20 protein-coding genes are annotated in these 24,557 nt (G+C 37.6%); 18 read left to right on the top strand and 2 right to left on the bottom strand.

Annotation, left to right across the window (positions count from 1 at the left end):
- The first annotated feature begins 18 nt into the window (after positions 1–18).
- Both CLO1100_RS09450 and CLO1100_RS09445 read left to right on the top strand, forming a co-directional pair.
- Positions 19–555: a C40 family peptidase gene (locus CLO1100_RS09450; RefSeq protein ID WP_014313530.1), complete on the top strand. Its 537-nt coding sequence runs from the start codon at positions 19–21 to the stop codon at positions 553–555.
- 83 nt (positions 556–638) lie between these two features.
- Positions 639–1,763, top strand: a complete 1,125-nt coding sequence (locus CLO1100_RS09445; RefSeq protein ID WP_014313529.1) for a YncE family protein — start codon at positions 639–641, stop codon at positions 1,761–1,763.
- A 150-nt stretch (positions 1,764–1,913) separates the two neighbouring features.
- On the opposite strand, the gene CLO1100_RS09440 is transcribed toward CLO1100_RS09445, so the two are convergent.
- Both CLO1100_RS09440 and CLO1100_RS09435 read right to left on the bottom strand, forming a co-directional pair.
- Complete coding sequence (locus CLO1100_RS09440; protein ID WP_014313528.1) at positions 1,914–2,270, bottom strand: DUF1634 domain-containing protein; 357 nt, start codon at positions 2,268–2,270, stop codon at positions 1,914–1,916.
- Positions 2,267–3,100: a sulfite exporter TauE/SafE family protein gene (locus tag CLO1100_RS09435; protein ID WP_014313527.1), complete on the bottom strand. Its 834-nt coding sequence runs from the start codon at positions 3,098–3,100 to the stop codon at positions 2,267–2,269. The genes CLO1100_RS09440 and CLO1100_RS09435 overlap by 4 nt, the downstream gene beginning before the upstream one ends.
- Before the next feature lie 184 nt (positions 3,101–3,284).
- Between CLO1100_RS09435 and CLO1100_RS09430 the strand changes: the two genes are divergently transcribed.
- The 16 genes from CLO1100_RS09430 to CLO1100_RS09355 all read left to right on the top strand — a co-directional run bounded on the left by CLO1100_RS09430 (position 3,285) and on the right by CLO1100_RS09355 (position 24,328).
- The gene (locus CLO1100_RS09430; RefSeq protein WP_014313526.1) at positions 3,285–4,232 is read left to right on the top strand and encodes a hypothetical protein; all 948 of its coding nucleotides are present in this window, start codon (positions 3,285–3,287) and stop codon (positions 4,230–4,232) included.
- A 158-nt stretch (positions 4,233–4,390) separates the two neighbouring features.
- Positions 4,391–7,240: a glycoside hydrolase family 9 protein gene (locus tag CLO1100_RS09425; protein ID WP_014313525.1), complete on the top strand. Its 2,850-nt coding sequence runs from the start codon at positions 4,391–4,393 to the stop codon at positions 7,238–7,240.
- 32 nt (positions 7,241–7,272) lie between these two features.
- Positions 7,273–9,051: a CotH kinase family protein gene (locus CLO1100_RS09420; protein ID WP_014313524.1), complete on the top strand. Its 1,779-nt coding sequence runs from the start codon at positions 7,273–7,275 to the stop codon at positions 9,049–9,051.
- A 269-nt stretch (positions 9,052–9,320) separates the two neighbouring features.
- Positions 9,321–10,379, top strand: a complete 1,059-nt coding sequence (locus CLO1100_RS09415) for a sulfate ABC transporter substrate-binding protein (protein WP_014313523.1) — start codon at positions 9,321–9,323, stop codon at positions 10,377–10,379.
- A 21-nt stretch (positions 10,380–10,400) separates the two neighbouring features.
- On the top strand, positions 10,401–11,258 hold the full coding sequence (gene cysT / locus CLO1100_RS09410) for a sulfate ABC transporter permease subunit CysT (protein WP_014313522.1): 858 nt from the start codon (positions 10,401–10,403) through the stop codon (positions 11,256–11,258).
- An 11-nt stretch (positions 11,259–11,269) separates the two neighbouring features.
- Positions 11,270–12,142: a sulfate ABC transporter permease subunit CysW gene (gene cysW, locus CLO1100_RS09405; protein WP_014313521.1), complete on the top strand. Its 873-nt coding sequence runs from the start codon at positions 11,270–11,272 to the stop codon at positions 12,140–12,142.
- Between the two features lie 20 nt (positions 12,143–12,162).
- On the top strand, positions 12,163–13,236 hold the full coding sequence (locus CLO1100_RS09400) for a sulfate/molybdate ABC transporter ATP-binding protein (RefSeq protein ID WP_014313520.1): 1,074 nt from the start codon (positions 12,163–12,165) through the stop codon (positions 13,234–13,236).
- Positions 13,237–13,289: 53 nt separating this feature from the next.
- Entirely contained in the window at positions 13,290–14,498 is a 1,209-nt protein-coding gene (locus CLO1100_RS09395; protein WP_014313519.1) for an ROK family protein, read from the top strand.
- A gap of 13 nt (positions 14,499–14,511) precedes the next feature.
- Positions 14,512–15,234, top strand: coding sequence for a phosphoadenylyl-sulfate reductase (locus CLO1100_RS09390; protein ID WP_014313518.1), 723 nt, complete (start codon positions 14,512–14,514; stop codon positions 15,232–15,234).
- A 36-nt stretch (positions 15,235–15,270) separates the two neighbouring features.
- The gene (cysD, locus tag CLO1100_RS09385) at positions 15,271–16,152 is read left to right on the top strand and encodes a sulfate adenylyltransferase subunit CysD (RefSeq protein WP_014313517.1); all 882 of its coding nucleotides are present in this window, start codon (positions 15,271–15,273) and stop codon (positions 16,150–16,152) included.
- A 1-nt stretch (position 16,153) separates the two neighbouring features.
- Positions 16,154–17,908, top strand: a complete 1,755-nt coding sequence (locus CLO1100_RS09380; protein WP_041700208.1) for a GTP-binding protein — start codon at positions 16,154–16,156, stop codon at positions 17,906–17,908.
- Between the two features lie 23 nt (positions 17,909–17,931).
- Positions 17,932–18,801: a 4Fe-4S binding protein gene (locus tag CLO1100_RS09375; RefSeq protein WP_014313515.1), complete on the top strand. Its 870-nt coding sequence runs from the start codon at positions 17,932–17,934 to the stop codon at positions 18,799–18,801.
- Positions 18,798–19,688, top strand: a complete 891-nt coding sequence (locus CLO1100_RS09370; RefSeq protein ID WP_014313514.1) for an NAD(P)/FAD-dependent oxidoreductase — start codon at positions 18,798–18,800, stop codon at positions 19,686–19,688. Before CLO1100_RS09375 ends, CLO1100_RS09370 begins: the two co-directional genes overlap by 4 nt.
- A 211-nt stretch (positions 19,689–19,899) precedes the next feature.
- Entirely contained in the window at positions 19,900–20,739 is an 840-nt protein-coding gene (locus CLO1100_RS09365; protein ID WP_014313513.1) for a TerC family protein, read from the top strand.
- Between the two features lie 180 nt (positions 20,740–20,919).
- Positions 20,920–22,755: a histidine kinase gene (locus CLO1100_RS09360; protein ID WP_014313512.1), complete on the top strand. Its 1,836-nt coding sequence runs from the start codon at positions 20,920–20,922 to the stop codon at positions 22,753–22,755.
- Positions 22,748–24,328: a response regulator gene (locus tag CLO1100_RS09355; protein WP_014313511.1), complete on the top strand. Its 1,581-nt coding sequence runs from the start codon at positions 22,748–22,750 to the stop codon at positions 24,326–24,328. The genes CLO1100_RS09360 and CLO1100_RS09355 overlap by 8 nt, the downstream gene beginning before the upstream one ends.
- The last annotated feature ends 229 nt before the right edge of the window (positions 24,329–24,557 follow it).

The raw sequence follows: 24,557 nt of genomic DNA, 5'->3' as shown, positions 1-24,557 counted from the left end.
CACTAAAAGGAGGATTTAATGTCAAGCAGGTATAGAAAGCTTCTGACAGGCTGTACGTTGGTCTTATTACTTTTTTTTATTTCAACTAACGTAATGGCATCAAACAGTCGGGCAGAAGCTGTAATAAAAAGTATTGATATAAGAAGCACACCGGTTTTAAACCCTATTGATTATAACGGATATATTGTAAGAATGGTAGTTGATTACGCAAAGGAATTTGTCGGTGTTAAATATGTTTATGGTGGAACAAGTCCGAAAGGCTTTGACTGCTCAGGTTTTATCGGGTACGTTTATAATAATTTCGGTGTTAAACTGGCCAGATCTGCGCAAAGCATGTACTCAAACGGCAAGAAAGTGTCGAGAGATTCACTAAAAGCCGGCGATATATTATTCTTTGACGCCTCCTCCAGAAACAGAGCGGGGGCAATCGACCACGTAGGTATTTATTTAGGCGGTGATAATTTCATCCACGCATCCTCTTCAAAAGGTTCTGTCCATATACAAAAATTATCCCAGTATAAAGGTTTATATATAGGTGCAAAAAGAGTTATATAGCTTTAAAGATCCTTATGAATTAAACAAATTAGTAAAACAAATAATATAATGGATTCTTAATAATTTCAAAGAGGTGATAAACCATGTCAACCATGAAAATGAGTAGACTGAAAAAAAGAGTTATTTCGTTTATAGCACCGTTGCTGTTATTAATGTTGACAGCTTGTTCACAAAAAGTATTACAAGAACCGTTAAATAATACAGGAAACCAGTCGGTTCGAAGCAATATTGAAAATGCACTACAGACGCCTGCTAAAAATACTACACAGTCTGAAATAAATAATATGTCACAGTATTATATATATACCGCAAACGAGGATGAATCTACCGTTTCTGCTGTAAATGTGGCTACTATGCAGACTACAGCAACTATTCCGGTTGGGAAAGCCCCTCATAATGTACAGGCAACACCCGACAGAAATTTTGTTTTTGTAGTAGAAAATAAAAGCAACACTGTATCAGCAATTGATTCTAAAACAAATATTATCACAAAAACGATTAAAGTGGGAGAAGGGCCAAACCATATCGCATTCTCAAAAGATTCAAAAACCGCTTATGTAACAGTAGCCGAAATGGTAGAAACAGGGGAAATGAGCAGTTCAGGTAAAAAAGGGAATGTATATGTTCTTGATATTGCTTCGGGGACTGTAAAGAATAAAATTCCGGTTGGTAAAATGCCTCACGGGTTAAGAATGTCCCCGGATGGGAAAAATCTTTATGTAGCTAATTCAAATTCCAATGACGTATCAGTTATTGATTTGAGTTCCAACAAAGTCATTAAGACCATAAAGGTAGGCAAAAAACCTTCTCAGGTAGCAATAACTCCCGATAATAAGCAGGTCTTTGTAACAATTAGTGATGAAAACAGGGTCGATGTCATTGATACATCAACTATGAGTGTCAAAGAATCAATTTCGGTAGGGAAAACCCCTGTTCAGAATTATATAACACCTGATGGCAAATTCGTTTATGTTGCAAATTCAGCAAGTAATAATATCAGCGTAATTAAAACAGAAACCCTCGATGTTGCAGCAACCATTGCAGCAGACTCAAAAGCCCACGGGGTTGCAATATCAAAGGATGGAAGATTTGTATTTGTTACCAACAGCGGAACAGGTAATGTAACTGTAGTAGATGCAAAATCCAATGTTGTAACTGCTACCGTGGCAGTGGGCAAAGGGCCTACGGGTATAACCGCTTGCGATTAATAAAAGAGGGGGTGGTTTATCGGCGAATACGGATATTTTACCGGAAACTTACGCGATGTAGGTTTTAGCGAAACAATGAATCATGGACGATGAATGTGAGCGACGGTAAAATATCCTAAGATGAGCCGCTAGAAACTCTTGCCAATATCTTTATTCTACTTTTCCAAGTAAAAAACTTATAATCAAAATAACAAAAACTATTGTTGTTATAATTACATACATATAGTCTTTTTCTTTTAGGAAAGTAAATATGGATATGCCAACCCTGAAAACCGGAGTTATTATCAAAATCAACAATCCCGTAAGAATCACCGCATAGGGCTTTAATACTGCCAATCCGCTGAAAATATCAACCGGGGACATTGGAAAGGAGCTTCCTGGATAACCGCTCTTACCCGTTGCAATAAGGAGTATAAGTCCAAAGCCTATTACAATGGCACTGGCAATTACTCCGATTCTCAAAATTTTGCTTATAAATATCTCTGCGCCTTCAATTTTGGATTTCATAATTTTACTCCTTTAACTATCATCTGTATTGACACATAAAGCAAAACGGGGATAAATACCAGTCTCAGAGTTGAACTTTTCAACCTTTGCATTACTTTTGTACCGATAGAAGCACCAAAAAGAACACCCAGTGCCACAGGTGCTGCAATACCGGGATCTATGTTTCCTCTAGAAAGATAAATCCCTGCGCTGGCGGCAGCGGTAACACCTATCATAAAATTACTTGTTGCCGTTGAAACCTTCATAGGCAGCTTCATAAAAGAATCCATTGCCATTACTTTGAGAATACCGCTTCCTATACCTAGAAGTCCCGAAATGACTCCTGCCACATACATCATTCCAAAACCTCCGTAAACCCCGGTCACATTGTATTCCACCGTTTCGGAAAGTACCTTGTCATAATAAGCACCGCTAAGGTTCAATTTTTCAGCCAACGGTGAGGGGGAAATATACTTCGGCAGTTCCTGCTTTCTTTTTTTAAACATGTTAAGAGCAGAGTATAAAAGCAGGAAGCCAAATATAAGATACAGGTATTTGGTGCTGAACAGCCCTGCTAAAAAAGCACCTGTGAGAGCACCTGTTGTTGTAGCAATTTCAAGAAACATTCCGACTCTCACGTTAGTTATTCTGTCTTTAAGGTATGCTATGGCAGAACCGCTAGAAGTAGCTATGACAGAAATAATACTTGCACCTATTGCATATTTAATATCAATACCAAGCAAAAGAGTAAGTGCGGGGGTTATAATTATTCCGCCTCCAAGCCCAAGGAGAGAGCCTAGAAAACCAGCCAATACTGATATAAATAATATTACGATTGTAGTTGTAATCATTTAAAACCGCCTTAGTATTTAATGGTAATATTCAAATAACATTATACCAAATAATATACGGAATTATGTTATCTCTGCTGGATTTCAGTTGAGCTAATAATATATAATATAAGTGTAATTATGTAATATATGGATATTATATGAATTTAAGGGTGACAAATTAATTTATGGGGAGGATGTAAACATGAAAAGTTTCCCACTGATTTTTAACAGTGAACTTAATTGTATTTCAAGTCCTATAATCTCACTTATGGCATCGAAAAATTTGGAGTATAGATTAGCTTTTGCATACATCTGGGGCTTTACTTTCTCTGATGAAGATCCAAACTTTCCGGGTGCATTAGGTCCAAGAATCGAAGAAGGTTTCAATAATGTATTTGAGTGCCTGTCTGATTTTTACAATGTGGAAATTATCAGACATTATGATATTACGACAGAGGAAGTATATCAGCTAATCAAAGAAGAAACTTCCAAAGGTATGCCAGTAATTATTTTTACAGATATGTATAACTGTGTATGGACTAATGTGTTCAAAAAAGTACACATTAATCATTCATGCACCATAGTAGATTTGGATCCAAACGGAAACCTGTTTTGTATTGATTCGGCACCGCCATGTAATGGAGCAATTATGAAAATTGACGACTTTCATGCAAGCTGTAAGGGGTGTATAACTATAAATTTAGATAGATATAAGAATACTGATATAGACTGGAGAGTAATTTTACATAATGCGGTAAGCCGTGCAAATAAAAATGACACTTTTTCCTCACTATCCAAATTCGTAAACAGTTTTAATAGTTCCTTTGATGTGGAAGCCGAAATAAAAACCGCTCATGGAAGTGAGCCTCGTGCTTCGTATATTATCTGGAGGCTTTTGAGAATTTCCGGTGGCCGGACGCTTTTCAGTTTATTTTTAGAACATTTAGGTGAAAGATACAGTAATATAGAGTTACTCAATTTATCTAAAGAATTTAAAACTATAAGTGATAAATGGAAAATAAATCAAGCACTCGTTTTGAGATATATGAACAACCCTGAAAATAAAGATATCCTAAATAGATTATCAAATAACTTTTCATTTATTTTAGAATCAGAAGTTAAAATGGCAGAAGCATTATCGAGAATATAATATGCCGCATTTTTTTGTACAACCTTTTACAAGATTATTTTATTAATGTATTATTTTGGTATAATTGTTGTAGAGAACTCATTTTTCCATAATAAGGTTAGACGAGTTCGGAATATATTTAATCCAAATTAAAATAATTTTTTAGGGGGAGTTAAAAAATGTCAAAAGTACAAAAAGAAAGGAAAAGAAGGCTGTCGGTCTTGTTGATAATTGCTCTTATAGCGGGACAGATTTTTTCTGCAGTTACGGTATCAGCAGAAGCACCGCCATCTTCTTTTACTCCGGCTGAAGGCTGGGAGAATTATAACTATTTCAACTTCGCAGAAGCACTGCAGAAATCACTTTATTTTTACGATGCAGAGAAATGCGGCGAAGAAGCCGGTTACGACAAAGGAGGCAGGCTTGAATGGAGGGGTTCATGTCATGAAGGAGATGCAAAAATACCCTTAAAGTATACCAACCTGTCCGCTGCTTTTTTAGAAAAGTACAAGAGTATAATTGATCCCGACGGAGACAATACAGTAGATGTACACGGAGGATTCCACGATGCAGGCGATCACGTCCGTTTTGGTCTTCCCCAGAGCTACGCTGCCGGTACTCTAGGCTGGGGTTTCTACGAATTCAGGGATTCCTACAAGGCAATAGGAGAAGAACAGCATATAATTGATATTTTAAAATACTTTACCGATACATTTTTGCGCTGCTCCTATCTTGACAAAGATGGAAATCTCATTGCATTTTGCTATATGGTAGGGGAAGGTGACGTTGACCACTGTTACTGGGGGCCACCGGAACTATATCCTGAAGAATATGCAAAGACCAGACCTGCTGATTTTGCAACTGCTGAAACTCCGGGAAGTGATGTATGTGCCAGTACTGCTGCAGCACTTTGTACATCATACCTGAATTTTAAGGATTCAGACCCGCAATATGCAGAAAAGTGCTTGAAGGTCGCTAAAGCCATGTATGAATTCGCAAAAAAATATAGAGGTAAGGCGGCTGGTGACGGCTATTATACTTCTGATTATGATGAAGATGAGCTGGCATGGGCTGCGGTATGGCTTTATCAGTGTACCGGAAATATGGACTACGTAAAAGATATTGATTCTGTTGATGCACAGGGAAACTATACCGGATATATGAAAAGAATAATACCTGAAACCTATAATACCAATACCTGGTATAATTCATGGACTCATTGCTGGGATGCGGTATGGGCCGGAACATTTTTAAAGCTCAATGAACTGTTACCAGATAATGAACTATTCAACTTTATTGCAAGCTGGAATGTAGAATATTTGTCCGGCGGTGTAGCAAAGCATACAGACCCAAATGACCATAACTATTATAAACCATCACCCGCAGGATATACTATGATAAATGGCTGGGGATCTGCCCGTTACAATACAGCCGCACAGTTATGTGCTCTTGTATATATGAAACATCATCCGGAAAGAACGGATTTCGGTGAATGGGCAAAGATGGAGATGGAATACCTTATGGGAAGAAATCCTATGGGATATTCTTATATAGTAGGCTACGGCTATGAACAGGGGCTTCCTTTTGCACATCATCCGCACCATAGGGCGGCTCACGGCTCAAAAACGAACAGTATGAATGACCCTGTGGAACACAGACATATATTATGGGGTGCTTTGGCAGGGGGGCCTGATTCAAGTGATTATCATATAGATTCAACCACCGAGTATGCTTATAATGAAGTTGCCGTTGACTATAATGCTGCCTTTGTAGGTGCCTTAGCCGGATTGTATAAATACTACGGACAGGGACAACAGCCAATAGTAAATTTCCCACCAAAGGAACCAAGAGCCGATGATTACTACTGCGAAGCTCGTGTTGCAAGGGAAACTGCTGACAGCACACAGGTAGTTTTAAGAGTTCATAATGAATCATGTCAGCCACCTCATTACGAAACAGGAATGAAGGTAAAATACTTCTTTAACATTAATGAATTGTTAAAAAGCGGACAAACTATAGACGATGTTATATTTGCAGTAGAGTATGACGAACAGATTTCCATGCAGCAGGATCCTATCAAGTACACAGGGCCTTTCAAATGGGATGATGCAGGAACATACTATTATGAATTTGATTGGAGCGGAAGTAAAATATATGGAGACAGAGAACTTCAAATATCTTTCCGTGCAAAACAGGATTCCAATTATATGACCCATTGGGATTCTTCCAATGACTACAGCAAGAAGAACCTTACAGATACATATGCAGTAACTAAGAATGTGCCTGTATATTTGAATGGGACTTTGGTTTACGGTGAAGAAGCTCCAAAGCTTGATCCGTCAACAAACCCTGAAAACCCTGATACTACTCCGCCATCAATAAGTGTTTCCTACAAGTGCGGTACTTCTGATACCATTAAAAATACCATTAGATCTTCCATAAATATAAAAAATACCGGGACGGTTCCCATAAATCTGTCTGACATAAAGCTACGTTATTGGTTCACAAATGACGGGAACCAGCAAAATTCCTTTACATGCGAATATGCAGCGTTAGGAACCGGCAATGTCACTGGTAGTTTTTCCAATATAAGCAAGCCTGTTCCGAGTGCTGACACCTACTGTGAAATCGGTTTTACAAGCGAAGCAGGAAAGCTCGCACCGGGAGGAAGTACAGGGGCGATACCGTTCAGAATAGAGGGTACATCGGATTATGACAAGACAAACGATTATTCATATGATTCAAAAATGACTGAACTTGGGGATAATAACAAAATCACAGGTTACATAAAGGGTGACCTCAAGTACGGTATTGAACCTGTCGTTATTAATATCAATCTCGGAGATGTAGACGGCAGCGGAACTGTAGATGCCATTGACTTTGCATTAATGAAAAAATATCTACTAGGTTCTTTACAATTGGATTCGGAAAGCTGTGTCAGAGCAGATGTAAATAAAGATGATTCTGTTAATGCAATCGATCTTGCATTACTCAAAAAGTATCTTCTTGGTACATTAACGTCCTTTTAACTAAAACTTAAATTTTACAGGAGGTTATAACTATGAGAAGAAAATTGTCAGCTATAGCAGTTATACTTATTTTTACTTTACTGTCAACAAATATGGTGGGGTTCAGCGCGCAGACATTTGCTGCAGAAACAACCAACGCACCAAAATATATACAGTATGAAATGCCTATTGTTGCAATAAATACTGACTCTGACAGTAAAATTAATTCTGATGAGGTATACACCGATGCAAAAATCAGCGTAATTAATGATGATGGTAAATATGAAATGTCCGATATTTCTACATCAGTAAAGCTTCGTGGGAACAGTTCCATGTATGCGGAAAAGAAGAGCTACAAAATAAAATTTGGAGAAAAGCAAAATCTTCTAAATATCGGAGATGGAAAAGGGAAGACATGGTGCTTAATTTCAAACTGCTATGACGGTTCACTTTTAAGGAATCTTACCGTCTATCATTTTGCTGAATTATTGGACGGTATCTCCTATTCACCCAACTGCCGTTCTATAGAGCTGTATGTGAACCATGAATATCAGGGCGTATATCTGCTGTGCGAGGATGTTAACATAAATAAGAACCGTGTAGCAATTTCAGAAGAACAAAATGAAGTTGAAAATAACGGTTATCTTGTTGAAATGAGCAGATACGCCGAAGATAACAAGTTTGACATTGATACGGCTACCTACGAAGTAAAAAGTGATTTATCTGAAACACAATCAATAAAAAATCAGCAGATTAATTATATTTCAAAGTGCATTGAAAAGGCTTACAACGCATTGAAAAGCGGCAACGAAAAGGAAGTAAGTAAATACATGGATATTGATTCTTTAGTCGACATATATATAGGCAATGAAATTGTCAAAAATGTTGATGCCGGCTGGGACAGCTTCTATATGTACAAGGATACAGGCGGAAAGCTCTGCTTTGGCCCTATGTGGGATTTTGACCTTGCCATGGGAAATGCAAACTGTGTAAAGGGTTTTGAATCATGGGCAGGCTTTAATCCATATAATGTCCTGAATGTTAATGCAAATTCCAATCCTTGGTTCTGCCATGCACTTTCAAAAAGTTGGTTCCGTGATTTAGTAAAAAAACGCTGGAATAAACTACAAGGTCAAATAAATGGCTTGCCAAGAACGGTTATAAAAGAAGCCCAAACAAATTACAAATCTTATTGTAGAAACTTTGAAAGATGGGATGTACTCGGTAAACAGGTATATATTGAACCTGCTGAAATATCAGCACTTACAACCTTCAGAAAGCATTATAACTATCTTAGCAGCTGGTTAAACAACCGTATAAAATGGTTGACCAAATATATAAACAGCAAGGATTTTAAAAACGGGGTGTTTGTAAACTATAACGGAAAGCAATTAACCTCAAACTCAAATTTACTGGAGATAAGCCCGATACTGGCACTAATAAATACACCTGAGGTAGATTTGACCTATAAAATGTTACCAAACATAGGATTGACTCTCTCTATTAAGAATGGGGGTTCCGAAATTTGGCATACCCAGGTGGATGCATCCGGCTTTATGATAGAAAAAGGTGCTGAATATGTACTTTCCTTTGATTACAGTTGCACTGAAACCCGTCAGCTGCCATTATGTATTCAACAGAATTATGCACCATGGGCCCCATACTATTCAAGTGAGTTAAAGGCCACAAAAGAACCCCAGCATTACGAAACAGTTATAAAAGCACCTGCAAGCGATTCCAACTGTGCTCTTATAATCAGCCTTGGGGGGGATACATTTAACGGGACGGATGTCACCATAGACAATATGAGTCTTGTGAAAAAAAGTAAGTAAATATTGATTGGTATTGAGTTAAACAGAGGATATTGTTCCTCTGTTTATTTTTTTCTCAAAATAAAATTACAAAAATTGTTAAAAAATGATTGACATACTTTTAACCACATGTTAACATTTGGATAACTTACAAAACATATTGGATTACTTGGGTATAATTATTGTTTTATATAAGCTACAATAATTTTCTTAATTAATCAAATAATTTTTTTAGTTAATGCATATTAAAAATATATGTATACTATCTTTTATCAAAGGAGTGATTTGTAATGAAGTATAAAATTCTTAAAATCAATGTGATTACCATGTTTATACTGCTTTTATTTTCAGCATTAACGGGGTGTGGTAGTGCCGAAAATTCAAATAAAGCTTCCGGCTCATCAAACAATAACTCTATAACCCTTATGAATGTTTCATATGATCCTACAAGGGAGCTTTATCAGGAATACAATGAGGCATTTATAAAATACTGGAAGGAAAAAACAGGGCAAACTGTGACAGTTCAGCAATCCCACGGTGGTTCAGGAAGTCAAGCAAGAACCGTAATTGACGGAAACGAGGCGGATGTAGTTACTTTGGCATTAGCTTACGATATCGATTCAATCAATAAAAATAAAGAGTTGATTAACAAAGAATGGCAAAAACGTTTACCTGATAATTCAACCCCCTATACATCAACTATAGTATTTCTTGTGAGAAAGGACAATCCAAAGCACATAAAAGATTGGGATGACCTTGTAAAACCCGGGATACAGGTAATAACTCCAAATCCTAAAACCTCCGGAGGTGCTCGCTGGAACTATCTTGCAGCATGGGGTTATGCTCTGAAAAAAAATAATAATGATAGTGAGAAGGCCAGAGACTTTGTCAGGCAGCTTTATGAGAATGTACCGGTTCTGGACTCAGGAGCTAGAGGAGCAACAACTACTTTTGTTGAACGTGGTTTAGGTGATGTTCTTATAGCATGGGAGAATGAAGCCTTTCTTTCGATAAATGAGCTTGGTAAGGATAAATTTGAGATAGTAGTACCGTCAATAAGTATTTTGGCTGAGCCTCCGGTTTCTGTGGTTGATTCCGTTGTTGATAAAAAAGGTACTAGAAAGGCTGCCGAAGCATATCTCCAATATCTATACAGTGACGAAGGGCAGGAAATAGCAGCAAAAAACTACTACAGACCAAGGAATCAGAATATTGAAAAGAAATATGCAGCACAGTTCCCCAAAATCAATCTTTTTACTATCGATGAAGTATTCGGAGGCTGGAACAAAGCTCAGCAGGAACATTTCAGCGATGGAGGAGTCTTTGACCAAATTTACATAAAAAAATAATTAAGAACTGGAGGTGAAATTATGAATCTTACAATAAAGCCGTTAAAAATCAGGCAGCCAAGTGTTATACCCGGCTTTGGAATTACCATGGGAATTTCACTTCTGTATATAGCCCTTTTGGTTCTGATTCCAATATCAATGGTATTTATCAATAGTTCCAGTCTGGGCTTCAAAAGCTTTATGGATATAGCACTAAGCACCAGAGTGACGGCATCATTGAAAATATCTTTCGGGACATCGTTCCTTGCAGCTGCAGTAAATACAATATTTGGACTTCTTTTGGCCTGGGTGCTGGAAAGGTATTCCTTCCCGTGCAAGAAAATAATAGACGGCTTGATTGATTTACCTTTTGCTCTTCCCACAGCAGTTGCCGGTATCTCACTTACGACGCTTTATGCCCCAAATGGTTGGATAGGAAAGTTTCTGGAGCCATTAGGCATCAAAGTATCGTATACTCCTCTTGGAATAACTGTAGCATTGATTTTTATCAGTTTTCCTTTTGTAGTCAGAACCGTTCAGCCTGTTCTGCAAAGTATAGACAGAGAAGTGGAAGAAGCCGCAGCCTGTCTTGGAGCAAACAGATTTCAGGCCTTTTGTAAAATAATAATTCCCGAGCTTTTTCCTTCTATCATTACCGGTTTTGCACTATCCTTTGCAAGAGCCTTAGGAGAATATGGTTCCGTAGTATTTATATCAGGGAATATGCCTATGAAAACAGAAATAACACCGCTTCTGATAAGAACAAAGCTTGAACAATATGATTATGCGGGTGGAACAGCAGTTGCGGCAATTATGCTCATAATATCATTTTTAATGCTGTTGGCCATAAATCTATTTCAGTGGTGGGCAGTTAACAGACACAAATCTATACTTCATTAAAGGAGGATATCATGGCAGGAAGCCTACCTTTGAACCATAAGGTTCAAAATACATATCAGAAAAGACCTGAAAAGAATTCCGGAGCTGTACGGATAATACTAACGGTATTGGCATTACTCTTCTTTATACTAATGCTCTTTGTTCCGCTTATATCAGTATTTGTCAAAGCCTTCCAGCAAGGAACACAGGTTTATCTTGCAGCTGTAAGTGACCCTATGGCACTTGAGGCAATTAAGCTAACATTACTTACAATTGTTATTGTGGTTCCAATAAATACTGCGTTTGGTCTGGTAGCTGCATGGGCTGTATCCAAGTTCAGTTTTAAAGGCAAAAACCTTTTGATAACAGTTATAGACTTGCCTTTTGCTATTTCTCCCGTAGTAGCAGGCCTTATATTTGTTTTACTTTTCAGCACAAGTCACGGTATACTGGCTCCCGTTTTAAATGAATTTGGTATTAAAGTTATTTTTGCACCTCCCGGAATAATTCTTGCTACCTTATTTGTAACGCTGCCTTTTGTGGCGAGAGAGCTTATTCCTCTTATGGAAGCACAGGGAACCTCTGAAGAAGAAGCAGCCCTGACATTGGGGGCAAGTGGCTTTAAAACCTTCCTACTTATTACACTTCCTAATGTAAAGTGGGCATTGACCTATGGTGTTATGCTTACGGCAGCAAGGGCAGCAGGTGAATTTGGTGCAGTGTCTGTTGTGTCGGGACATATCAGAGGATTAACAAACACTGTTCCTCTGCACGTTGAAATCCTGTACAACGAGTACAAGTTTTCAGCTGCATTTGCAGTAGCTTCACTTTTGACAGTAATTGCAATCATTAACTTGATAATCAAAAATATCGCAGATTGGAAAATCAAACAACAGCAAAAATGACATAAATCGGAGTGGAAAATATGAGTATAGAAATAACAAGTATTTCAAAGACATTTGAATCATTCAAAGCTCTATCAAATATAGATTTGAAAATCAATACCGGAGAGCTTGTGGCTTTGTTGGGCCCTTCAGGATCAGGTAAAACAACACTTCTCAGGATTATCGCCGGGCTGGAAACAGCGGATAAGGGTAGTATTTTGTTTGACGGAGAAGATAATACCGGCAAAAGTACACAGGATAGGAAGGTCGGCTTTGTTTTTCAGCATTATGCATTATTCAAACATATGACTGTATTCGAAAACATAGCCTTCGGTCTTAAGGTAAGGCCATCAAAAATGAGGCCTTGCAAGGAGGCAATAGAAAAAAAGGTTCATGAGCTATTGTCTTTGGTAAAAATGGAGGAACTTGCAAAGCGTTACCCTGCCCAGTTATCCGGAGGACAGCGGCAGAGAATAGCACTTGCAAGGGCGTTGGCTGTTGAGCCTAGAGTGCTTTTACTGGATGAACCCTTTGGAGCGTTGGATGCAAAGGTGCGAAAAGACCTTAGAAGATGGCTTAGAAAGCTTCATGATGAATATCCCATTACCAGTGTATTTGTAACACATGATCAGGAGGAGGCACTTGATGTAGCAGATAGGATAGTAATTCTTAACCAGGGGAAAATTGAACAGATTGGTACACCTGAGGAAGTATACGACAATCCTGCAAATCCCTTTGTCTATAACTTTCTGGGGAATGTAAATCTTTTTCACGGCAGAGTACACAATGGAAAAATTGAACTCGGCAGCTTAAAGCTGGATTCTCCAGAACATTCGCAAGCCATTGACAGGAAAATTATCAGTTATATTCGCCCTCATGATATTGAAATAAGTTTGGAACAAAATGAAAATGAATTCGTTGAAGCTGAGATTATCTTTATAAGAGCAGTAGGACCCATTGTAAGCCTTGAAATGAAGCGAATCGACACCGGAGAATATGTAGAAGCTGAAATAAGCAAAGATATTTATAAAAAACTTATGCTCAAGGAAAGGCAGAACGTTTATGTTAAGCCAAAGGATTTTAAAGTATTTATCCCTGAAGACTATATGATATGAAAATTTTTTTATATACTTTTGCCTAAATCGGTAAAAAGTCAGGATGTGATTTAATGATTGACAATAATATTTTCAGCGGGTTAAGCCCGGAATCAAAAAAGATATTCAGTTTAATTCTTCATGACCGGGCATTAACCAAGGGTACTCTCTCAGAGCTATCTGATATAAAGCTCACAAGCCTGAACAGAATGATGCAGCCCCTTGAGGAAATGGAACTCCTGGTTAAATCAGAAACCGGAGAATCGACAGGAGGCAGAAAACCGGTTTTATATGATGTGAATCCATCCGGTTATTATATAGTCGGCATTGACATATCCAGAACATATACTCAGATTGTTTTGACCAACCTTAAAATGCAGCCTATTAAAAAATACAGGTTTGATATGAACAGAGAATCAACTCCAAAGCTTGTACTTAGCATAATTCTCAGTTGGTTAAAGGATGTCAGTTGTAAGCTGAAAAAAGAAAACGGTACTATTATAGGTGTAGGCATCGGTACCGTAGGCCCTATTGATAAAGAAAGAGGGTTGGTACTAAATCCGGAAAACTTTGTAGCTCCCGGTTGGGAGAATATACCTCTAAAATCAATATTTGAAAAAAGACTGGGAGTCCCGGTTGCAGTAGATAACGGAGCAAATGCTGCGGTACTGGCTGAAACCTATTTCGGAATTGCAAAAGGAATTAAAAATGTAATTTATATTAATTGCGGTATAGGGATAAGAATGGGGATTATTACCTCGGGTCTGTTTGTAAGGAATATCAACGATGCCGAAGATGCATTTGCACATATGGTTGTGGATGTTAAAGGTGTGAAATGCTCCTGCGGAAACAATGGATGTATTGAGTCTTATTCCTCTATTTATTCCATGGTAGAGAGATTTAAAAAATTAAATTCCAATTCTGATCCCGGAACCATACCAAATGAAGTTTCTTATATTGAAATTTGTAAGGCTGCTGAGAGCATGGAACCCAAAGCACTTGACGTTATAACCCATGCAGCGGAGTTTATGGGAGAAGGGCTTGCCAATCTAATAAAACTGCTGAACCCCGGCATTGTGATTTTAAGCGGTCCCCTTATCAGAAATTCTCAGCTGTTTTACGGTATTTGCACAGATATGGCTATAAGAAAAAGTCACATACAAAAAAACGGAGGAGTTATTTTCAACAGAGGAGGGCAATTTAACGAAATTGCCATAGCTATTGGGGCCAGTGCCATGGTACTGGAAAAGTTTTTAGGTAATGATTTAAGTAATAATTTTTGAAGGGAGAAAGAAAATGAGAGAACTAGATTTAAAAGCACTAAACAGTGAAAACAAAAGTGCGAAAGATGTTATCAGTTACATTCTGGAACTAATGGGGCCTTCCAATATAGCACTGGCTTCCAGCCTGTCCATAGAGGATCAGGTGCTGACACATATGATCTTAAATATTAACCCTAAAGCAAGGATATTCTTCATTGATACGGGAAGACATTTTCAGAAAACTTATGACCTCATGGAAGAAACAATGCAGTCCTATAAATTTAACTATGAAGTCTATGCACCTGAAAGCGAAGATATTGAAAAAACAGTTTCACTGTTTGGGCCAAATTTTTTCTATGACAGTGTGGATTCAAGAAAAAAATGCTGTGAAATCAGAAAGGTCAAACCCCTTAAAAGAGTGCTTGGCACTGTAGACGGATGGATTTGCGGACTGAGAAGAGATCAGTCGCCTACTCGGCAGGACATGGAAATTTTTGAATGGGACAACGGTAATTCCATTTACAAAATTAACCCTATTGTATTTTGGTCAGAAGAAGATGTATGGGAATATATAAAAGCACATAACATCCCTTACAGCAATCTGTACAGGAACGGATTCCGTAGTATCGGATGCCAGCCGTGTACCAGAGCCGTACAGCCCGGTGAAGATATACGAAGCGGAAGATGGTGGTGGGAAGATCCTGATAAAAAAGAATGCGGTCTCCATTTGGGAACAGCACATTCTATAAAGTATTAGCGTAGTAAAAAATTATTTATTATATGGAGGTTAGTTATGAATCACTTGGATAAATTGGAGGCACAGAGTGTTTACATACTAAGGGAAGCATACAGAGAATTTAAAAATATATGCATGCTATGGTCTATAGGAAAGGATAGTACAGTTCTTTTATGGCTGGCAAGGAAGGCCTTTTTTGGTCATGTACCCATCCCCCTTGTGCATATCGATACACATTATAAGATTCCTGAAATGATAAAATACAGAGACGATCTGGCGTTAAAGTGGAAACTGACCATGGTATATGGTGAAAACAGTGAAGCACTGGCACAGAAAAAAACCTTCCCAGACGGAAATGCAGACCGCATAACCTGCTGCCAACAACTTAAATCGGAAGCATTGAAAAATACACTATCAGGCGAATGGAACAGATATATTATGAATCATGCAACCGGCAAATACGTTTTGGACGGAAACAGAGAGAAATATACCGGAGTTATTGTAGGCGTGAGGGCGGATGAAGAAGGCAGCCGGTCAAAAGAAAGGTACTTTTCACCAAGAGACAAGGAAAACGACTGGGATGTTGGAGACCAGCCGCCTGAATTCTGGAATCAGTTTAAAACGGATTTTGCTCCCGGGACACATATCAGAATCCATCCTCTTCTGGATTGGACGGAACTAAATATTTGGGAATACATAGAGAGAGAGAATATTCCCATTACATCACTATATTTTGATCAGGGCAGCGGGAAACGTTACAGATCCCTTGGTTGCTACCCTTGCACATCTCCTGTAGAATCCACATCAAAAAATGTAGGTGAGATAATTGAAGAATTAAAGAGCGGTAAATTTGCAAATGTAGCAGAGAGATCAGGCCGTGCACAGGATAAGGATGACGGTGGCGGGCTCGAAACACTTCGCAGGGGGGGTTATATGTAATATGGAAAACAGAGAGCAAATGAACATAGTAATTGTAGGTCATGTGGATCACGGAAAGAGTACGGTGATAGGAAGGCTGCTGGCAGACACCGGTTCACTGCCTGAAGGTAAGCTAGAATCGGTTAAGGAATACTGTAGGAAGAATTCCAGACCCTTTGAATACGCATTTCTTTTAGATGCACTCAAAGACGAACAGGCACAGGGAATTACCATTGATACTGCAAGATGCTTTTTTAAAACAAATAAAAGAGACTATATTATAATTGATGCACCGGGACATATAGAATTTCTGAAAAATATGGTAACGGGTGCTTCAAGGGCAGAAGCAGCACTTCTGGTAATAGACGCCAAAGAGGGAATAAAGGAGAACTCAAAGCGTCACGGGCACATTGTTTCAATGCTTGGAATCAAGCAGGTTGTGGTTTTGGTTAATAAAATGGATTTGGTAGACTTTGACAGAGATGTTTTTAATTCTATAACCGAGGAGTTTACAGAATTCTTGAACAAAATCAATATAAATCCTATAAACTTCATTCCGATAAGTGCATTTAACGGTGACAACGTTGCTGAGAAATCCTGTGAGACACCATGGTATGACGGCCCTACAGTCCTGAGGCAATTAGATTCCTTCGCAAACAGGAAGGAAGACAGCCAACTGCCCTTCCGTATGCCCGTGCAGGATATTTACAAGTTTACTGAGGAAAATGACCACAGAAGAATCGTTGCGGGTACTATTCTCAGCGGAACTATAAAGGCAGGTGATGAGGTCGTCTTCCTACCTTCGAAAAAGAAAAGTGTTATAAACAGCATTGAGGGCTTTAATGTAAATCCTGCGGAAAAAGCCAACGTCGGCCAGGCAATAGGCGTGACATTGAAAACACAGATATACATAAAATCAGGAGAGCTGATGGTCAGAGCAGATGAAATTCAGCCGGTTTTAAGCTCGCGTTTCAGAGTAAATATTTTTTGGGTAGGTAAATTACCATTAATAAAAAATAAAGATTACAAGCTTAAGATAGGAACTTCAAGAATTACAGTAAAGCTGGCAGAAATTTTGAATATAATTGATGCAGCAGAACTTAATATAGATACCTTCAAGAATCAGGTTGAAAGACATGATGTGGCAGAGTGTATACTTGAAACCGTAAAACCCATCGCCTTTGACCCTATTTCTCATATGGAACTGACAGGTAGATTCGTTATTGTTGATAATTATGAAATATCAGGAGGCGGAATTATTCTGGAGGGTGTTTCTGACAAAGGGAGTACTTTACATCAGAATATAGGGCAAAGTGAATTTCTCTGGGAGCAGGGATTGGTCTCTTCAAATATGAGAGAAGATTCATATGGACACAAAGCTAAGTTCGTTGTTTTAACCTCAGGTAATGAAGAATATGAACAGTCCATACACAAGATTGGAAAAGAACTTGAGTACAAATTGTTCAAATCAAATTATACGACCTACTACCTCGGTATAGCAAGCCTTACAGCTGTTTCCGGTGACAGGGACAGCCAGATAAGGCAGATTGGTGCATTCGCCAGATTATTTACTGATGCCGGGCAAATATTTATTACCTCTGTATTCAATCTTGACGATTATGAAGCGGAAAAACTAAAGCTGCTGAACCAGACTCATGAAATAATAATTGTTAATATAGGAGAATCACCATTTGACAGCTATGTGCCTGATGCAGATATCAAATATTCGGATATCGGGGAAGTTGTTGATTCCCTGTTTGGCTTAATTAAAAACTAAAATAAAAATGGAGTTGAGGAGATATGGGACAGGTAGATTACAAGGAATTGAAAAATGGCGGATTCATTCAGCAGATTCAAAAAAATAATTTTTCTATGAGATTAGGCATTGTCGGCGGACGGATTCAGGCAGAACAATTGCTTAAAGTATATGAAATTGCAAGGAAATATGGACATGGTTATATACATATGACTTCAAGGCAAAGTATTGAAATCCCGTTTATTAAGCTCGAGGACATCGAAACAGTCAAGCTGGAACTTGCTGAGGCAGAATTATACCCAGCTGCCAGTGGGCCAAGAGTAAGGACGATTACAGCCTGTCAGGGAAATGGTGTATGTCGGAACGGACTTATAGATTCCACAGACCTTGCAAATGAGTTTGGCAAGAGGTATTACGGGAAGGAATTGCCTCACAAATTTAAGCTTGGCATCACTGCTTGTAGTAATAACTGCCTGAAAGCTGAAGAAAATGATCTTGGCGTCAAGGGAGCTGTCAAACCCCGGTGGAATAAGAATAATTGCACCTATTGCGGTCTATGTGAAGCTGTTTGCCGTCACAAGGCCATAACTGTTGATAAAGGCACAAAAAGCTTTTCCTATGATATATCTGCCTGCAGATATTGCGACCGCTGCGTAAAAGCGTGTCCTAAAGAAGCGTGGGAAGGAAAAAGTGGCCTTATCGTTTACTTCGGAGGTCTGTTCGGAAACAGAATAGCAATAGGAAAACAGCTTCTCCCAATTGTATTCTCAAAAGATGAGCTGTTCGAAATTGTTGATACCACTCTTGGATTTTTTCAAAAGCACGGGAAAAAGGGTGAGCGTTTCAGGTATACTGTTGAACGGGTAGGCTGGGAATTATTTGAAAAGGAACTGGAAGGGGCTTTGCAAAAATGATATATGATGTAATTATTGTTGGAAAAGGACCGGCAGGCCTATCTGCTGCCATTTATACAGTCAGGGCAAATCTCAAAACACTTGTAATAGGTCAGAGCAACAGCGGACTTTTTAAAGCCTCCAAAATTGAAAATTATTTTGGATTTTCCGAAGCCGTCAGCGGCAGTGATTTATTAAAAGCAGGTGAGCTACAGGCTCGAAGACTCGGAGCTGATATTACTGATGAAGAAGTTTTGGGAATTAACAAGACAGACAATTTTGAAGTTATTACCCATGAGAAGAGCTATTATGCAAAAACGGTATTATTGGCAAGCGGTCAACCACAGAAAAAATTAGAAATAGACGGTCTCAAGGAAATGGAGGGAATAGGAGTAAGTTACTGCACAACCTGCGATGGCTTTTTTTACAGGGGGTTGAAGGTTGGTGTCCTCGGCAATAAGGATTTCGCCATACATGAAGCTGAAGAGCTAAAAGCCTTTGCCAATGATATCACCATATATACAAATGGAATGGAGCTGGAATACAAGGGTGATTATAATAAATTGCATGAGAATTTCAGAATAGTGAATAAATCCATACAAAAGCTTAACGGAAAGGACTGTCTTGAGTCCATATATTTTACCGATGGCTCCTTTGAAAAGCTGGATGGATTGTTTGTTGCAAATGATATTGCTTCCGGCATTGATTTTGCAAAAAGACTTGGTGTATTGACAAAGGGTGCATCTATTGTTGTGGATGAAAACCAGAAAACCAACATAGAGGGCCTGTATGCAGCAGGCGACTGCACCGGTGGTTTCAAGCAGATAGCTACGGCGGTTGGCCAGGGTGCATTGGCTGCCGGAAGAATTACTGAATTTATTAGGAGAGCAGAATTAATTAACATATAATTAACATTCTCTTAATAGACGTAAATATGGTTTGTATATTATAATAAATTCGTTAAAGGGGAGTAGTTATTAAATAACTAAGTCAACATACATGATGCAGCTGCATCTGGCTTAGTTTCCTATACGGTTAACGAGACTTTTAACATAATCTTAAACTGATTATGTTAAAAGTCTTTTTTTATATATAATTTTAAAATCAGGAGGATGTTAAATGTCTACAAAAAAAGCACTAAAGTGGGTTATGTTCTGGATAGGGTTGGCTTTAGCCTTTAATGCCGGAATATACTTATTTATGGGCAAGGAACCGGCATTGGAATTTCTAGGTGGCTATGTAATAGAAAAAAGCTTAAGTATCGATAATCTTTTTCTATTTATTATGGTATTCAGCAGCTTTGGCATAAAGCAAGAATATCAAAGAAGAGTACTGAATTACGGTATAGTCGGAGCACTGATACTAAGACTTATATTCGTTTTACTTGGTGTTACGATTGTTAATATGTTCCACTGGATTCTTTATGTATTTGGAGCTATTCTCATTATTAGCGGCATAAGAATGATTTTTAAGAATGAAGATAATAACTCGGTAAAGGATAGTAAGATTATAAAGGTTCTTGGAAAAATAATTCCGGTTACTGACAAGGTGGAAGGGGATAAATTCTTCGTAAGAAAGAACAAAATTCTGTATGCTACACCTTTGTTTGCTGTCTTGATTTTAATAGAATTTACAGACATTATATTCGCTGTAGACTCAATCCCTGCTATATTTTCTGTAACAACCGATCCTTTTATTGTTTACACTTCAAACATATTTGCCATATTGGGGCTTAGAAGTATGTATTTTGTACTTGGTAATCTCCATGAAAAATTCAAGTATGTTAAGTACGGTGTGGCACTGATTCTGGTATTTACAGGTGTAAAGCTGTCAGTGCTTATGTTTGACATTAAAATCCCTATTGAACTTTCATTGGGAATAATATTCTTTGTGCTGGCATCAAGTATTGTGCTATCAGTTTTATTCAGCGGAAGGAAAAAAGAAGTAAAACAAGGATAATTCTCCTGATATTTGATGAAAAAAGGCTGCCACAAAACAACGATTTCAAAATTGTTTTGGGGCAGTCTTTTTTATAGGTAGATTTGCTAACATAACTTGCTTTTAATTAAAAATTAACATAAAATCATAAATATAACCTATTAAAATTCAAATAATCAAGATAGGATGATGTGTGTCAAAATGAAAACACTGATAAAAAAGCTTACAAGACTTAGTCTGGTATGGCAGGTTACTATTGTTTTCTCACTCATAATGATAATTCCTGCAATAGTGATAACCACATCATATTTTGAAATTGTCAGAGATAATCTTTTGGAGGAAGCAAATAAAAAGGTACAGGAGAATTTGAAAAAGCTGGATAGTAACATAAATTCCAATATAAGTGACATGAACAGTGCACTGAATCAATTGGTTTTCAGTCAGGAATTCCAGTATTATTTAAATCCTGAAAATAATCTAAGTACACACGAAAAAAATTATTATGTTTACAGTGTTCAAAATGAACTTCTAAATATACGTTATGTATACACAAATAAATTCAACAGACTTGTTATATATTCTTCAAATAAGCAGATTGATGAATTTTTTGATTGGTCATATCACATAGAAAGATTATACGACCGTGATTATTATTCTGAGATTATGCAAAGCAACAGTGAGCATATATATGGAAATGTGCGTGTATACGACAGATCTTTAGGAAACCTTGTAAACTATGAAGAACTTGAAAATAAAGAAGAATTGGTATTACCTATTTATCAAAAAATATCCGATATTCGTACGAAAGAGTGTATCGGGCTCATAGAAGTGGATATGACAATAAGCAAGCTTGCTAATTCAAGCGAACTTTTGAATCAGGATTCAGAAGTGAAATATCTGATTTTTGACCGCAACCAAAAATTGGTTTTTGCTTCCGATGATAAAAGCATGAAAGAATTTGCCACTATAAAGTTCCCTAAAAAATCAGGCGCATCTGATATGACAGTGGGTGATGCAGATTACCTTATTGCATATGACAGGGATGATATTACGGGATTGACCAGAGTTGCAGTTATGGACAAGAAGAAAATTCTTGCCTCCACTTCAGGAGTAGATACCCTTTTGCTATTGATTGCCATTCTCAGTATTGTGTTTATCATAGTTTTTACTAATGTTGCAGCCAGAATCTTCTTCAGAAAGCTCAAAGAAATTGATAAAATGATTACACATATTGAATCGGGACGATTTGATGTACGTATCAAAGTTGATGGGGTTAATGAAATTTCCAGAATTTCAGAGAGCTTTAATCATATGGCTGAAAGACTTCAAGGACTGCTTATTTCAATGGTCCAAAAGGAAAAGGCACAAAAGGAAGCGGAAATACACGCCCTTCAGGCACAGATAAATCCTCATTTTCTCTATAATACCTTGGAAAATATGAGAATGCAGTGCGAAATAGACGAGTATTATGTAGTGGCAAACGAACTGGCAAATTTGGGAGATTTAATGCGTTACAGCCTACATTGGGAAAGTCCTAAGGTAAAGATTAGTGAAGAACTCAATAATATTGACCAGTATATAGAAATTATGAGGATGCGATTTAATAAAAGACTAATCTATCAAATGGAGTGTCCCGAAAATCTTAGAAATATTATGATTCCCAAGTTGATACTTCAGCCACTGGTTGAAAACTGCTTTATACACGGCTTTAAAGATTCTCTTCCCCCATGGAATATATTTGTTAATGTTTCTATGGAGGAAAACAAGCTTATCATAACAGTTGAAGATAATGGCAAAGGAATGGGAAATGAACGTCTTGAAGAAATCTATGAATGTATTGCAGAAAATAAATCAATTTATAATAAAAGTAAGTCTAAAAACTCAATAGGCATTATTAACGTAAATCAGCGTGTGGAAATGATTTGTCCTGCAGGAAGCGGAATGCACATTGAGAGTGAACAAAATGTCGGAACCAAAATTACTTTAACCATTTTTGTTGAATCAGGTGTTCAAAACGGAGGGGAAGAAAATGTTTAAAATATTGGTGGCAGATGATGAGGATGTTATACGAAAGGGTATAATCGTAATACTCAAAAGGGAGTTGCCAAATATTGATATTTGCTGTTATGAGGCTGAAAATGGTATAGAAGCACTTAAACTCTGTAAAGAACATTTACCTCAGCTTGTCATTACCGACATCCGTATGCCTTTCTGTGACGGACTTAGTTTAATTAAGAATATCAAGGAAACAGGGTATTCCCCAACTTTTATCATTCTTTCAGGATATGCGGATTTTGAATATGCGAAATCTGCTATAAAGTTAGGTGTTAAAGAGTATGTACTTAAGCCTATTAAAAAGCAGGAACTTGTGTCTATGGTTGAGGGTTATGTAAAAAGCTTGGCCAATGAGAAACAGAGAATTGATGAAAAATTTGTTCGTGAAAGTGAAAATAAGAAGGTCGTAGAAAATGTAAAACAAAAGCTCCTTAAGAATTTGCTGGATTCCACGGATGCTGATGAGGCAAAGAGATGTCTGTCGGAGCTTTATGATTTGGGTGTCCGCTTTAAGGAAAAGTTATTACTCTGTGCCATGATTCAATACCAGGTGAATAATGGAAACAAGGACTATATTGATTTTGCGGTAAAAAATATAGCAGATGAAGTATTGACTCAGGAAATGGGCGAGGATTTTGTAATTACAGTTCAATATGAATCAGGACGAATTGTTGCTGTATTTGAAGGTCTTAAAAGAGAGGCAATGCTCCTTTCGGTAAAACAGGAGCTAAATAAGATCTGCAGCTTAATCCGTAAGTATTTACTGATAGATGTATTTGCCGGTATTGGTGATGTGGCCTACGGCTCCATATTATTGCACAAAACCTTCAATTTTGCCAATGAGGCTACCAATTATAAATTGTATCGTACTGGCAACAATGTACAATTATTTTCGGAAATACCTATGTCAGTTAGGCATGAACAGAGTGACTGGGGTAATTTAATTCATAACCTTGAGAATATTAAAAATGCAGAAATTATTAACTCTTTTGAAAAACTAATTATGTTACCACCTTCATTACAGTCTCTGTCAGGTATTGAGCAGAGCTATACACAACTTGTTAAAACTATTGACCGTCAGCTTGTAAAGTATAACAGTACAAGAACGGAAAGTATCATTAAGCCTCTTCCGTTTTTTGAATTATGGAGTTTTTTACAGCTTAAACAGGAGATAAACAGATATCTCAACCAGGTGCACCAGGCAGCAAATGAAGCCGGTATAGATGTACCTAATAAAAAGTTAATAGTAGATGTATTGCAGTATGTCAGGGAAAATGCCGCCAGTGATATTAATTTAAATATAGTGGCTGAAAAATTTGATCGGACTTCAGCATACATGAGTGCGTTGTTCAAAAAAGGTACCGGAATGGGCTTTAATGAATATATTACAAGTATCCGTATGGCTATGGCAAAACAGATGCTTGCCGATACAAGCATCCCTATCGGCGAGGTAAGCAGTCTTTGTGGATATATAAACCCCAAATATTTTTCTGTGGTCTTCAAGAATACTTTCGGTGTAAGTCCGGTTTCTTACAGGCAAAATTCTATACGTTGAAGGAAATTACGGGAAAATCACAGAGAAAATCACTAAGCAATACATGAATAATGATGGTTCATGTATTTTTTCTTTTTAAATCATAAAAAATCAAACTTAATATTAAAATAGTAAACCTGTTAAACCATTAATTCAATTATATAATTAAAACATGAAATGCAAGGGGGACATAAAACATATAAGAGTAACTTCATAGAGGTTATGGGAAAAGAGGTGTGATTATTGAGCT

This window comes from Clostridium sp. BNL1100 (assembly GCF_000244875.1).
In the GTDB taxonomy this organism is placed as follows: Bacteria; Bacillota; Clostridia; order Acetivibrionales; family DSM-1351; genus Ruminiclostridium.
Note: the sequence above shows the minus strand (reverse complement) of the source record. Positions and strands in the feature narration are given on the sequence as shown.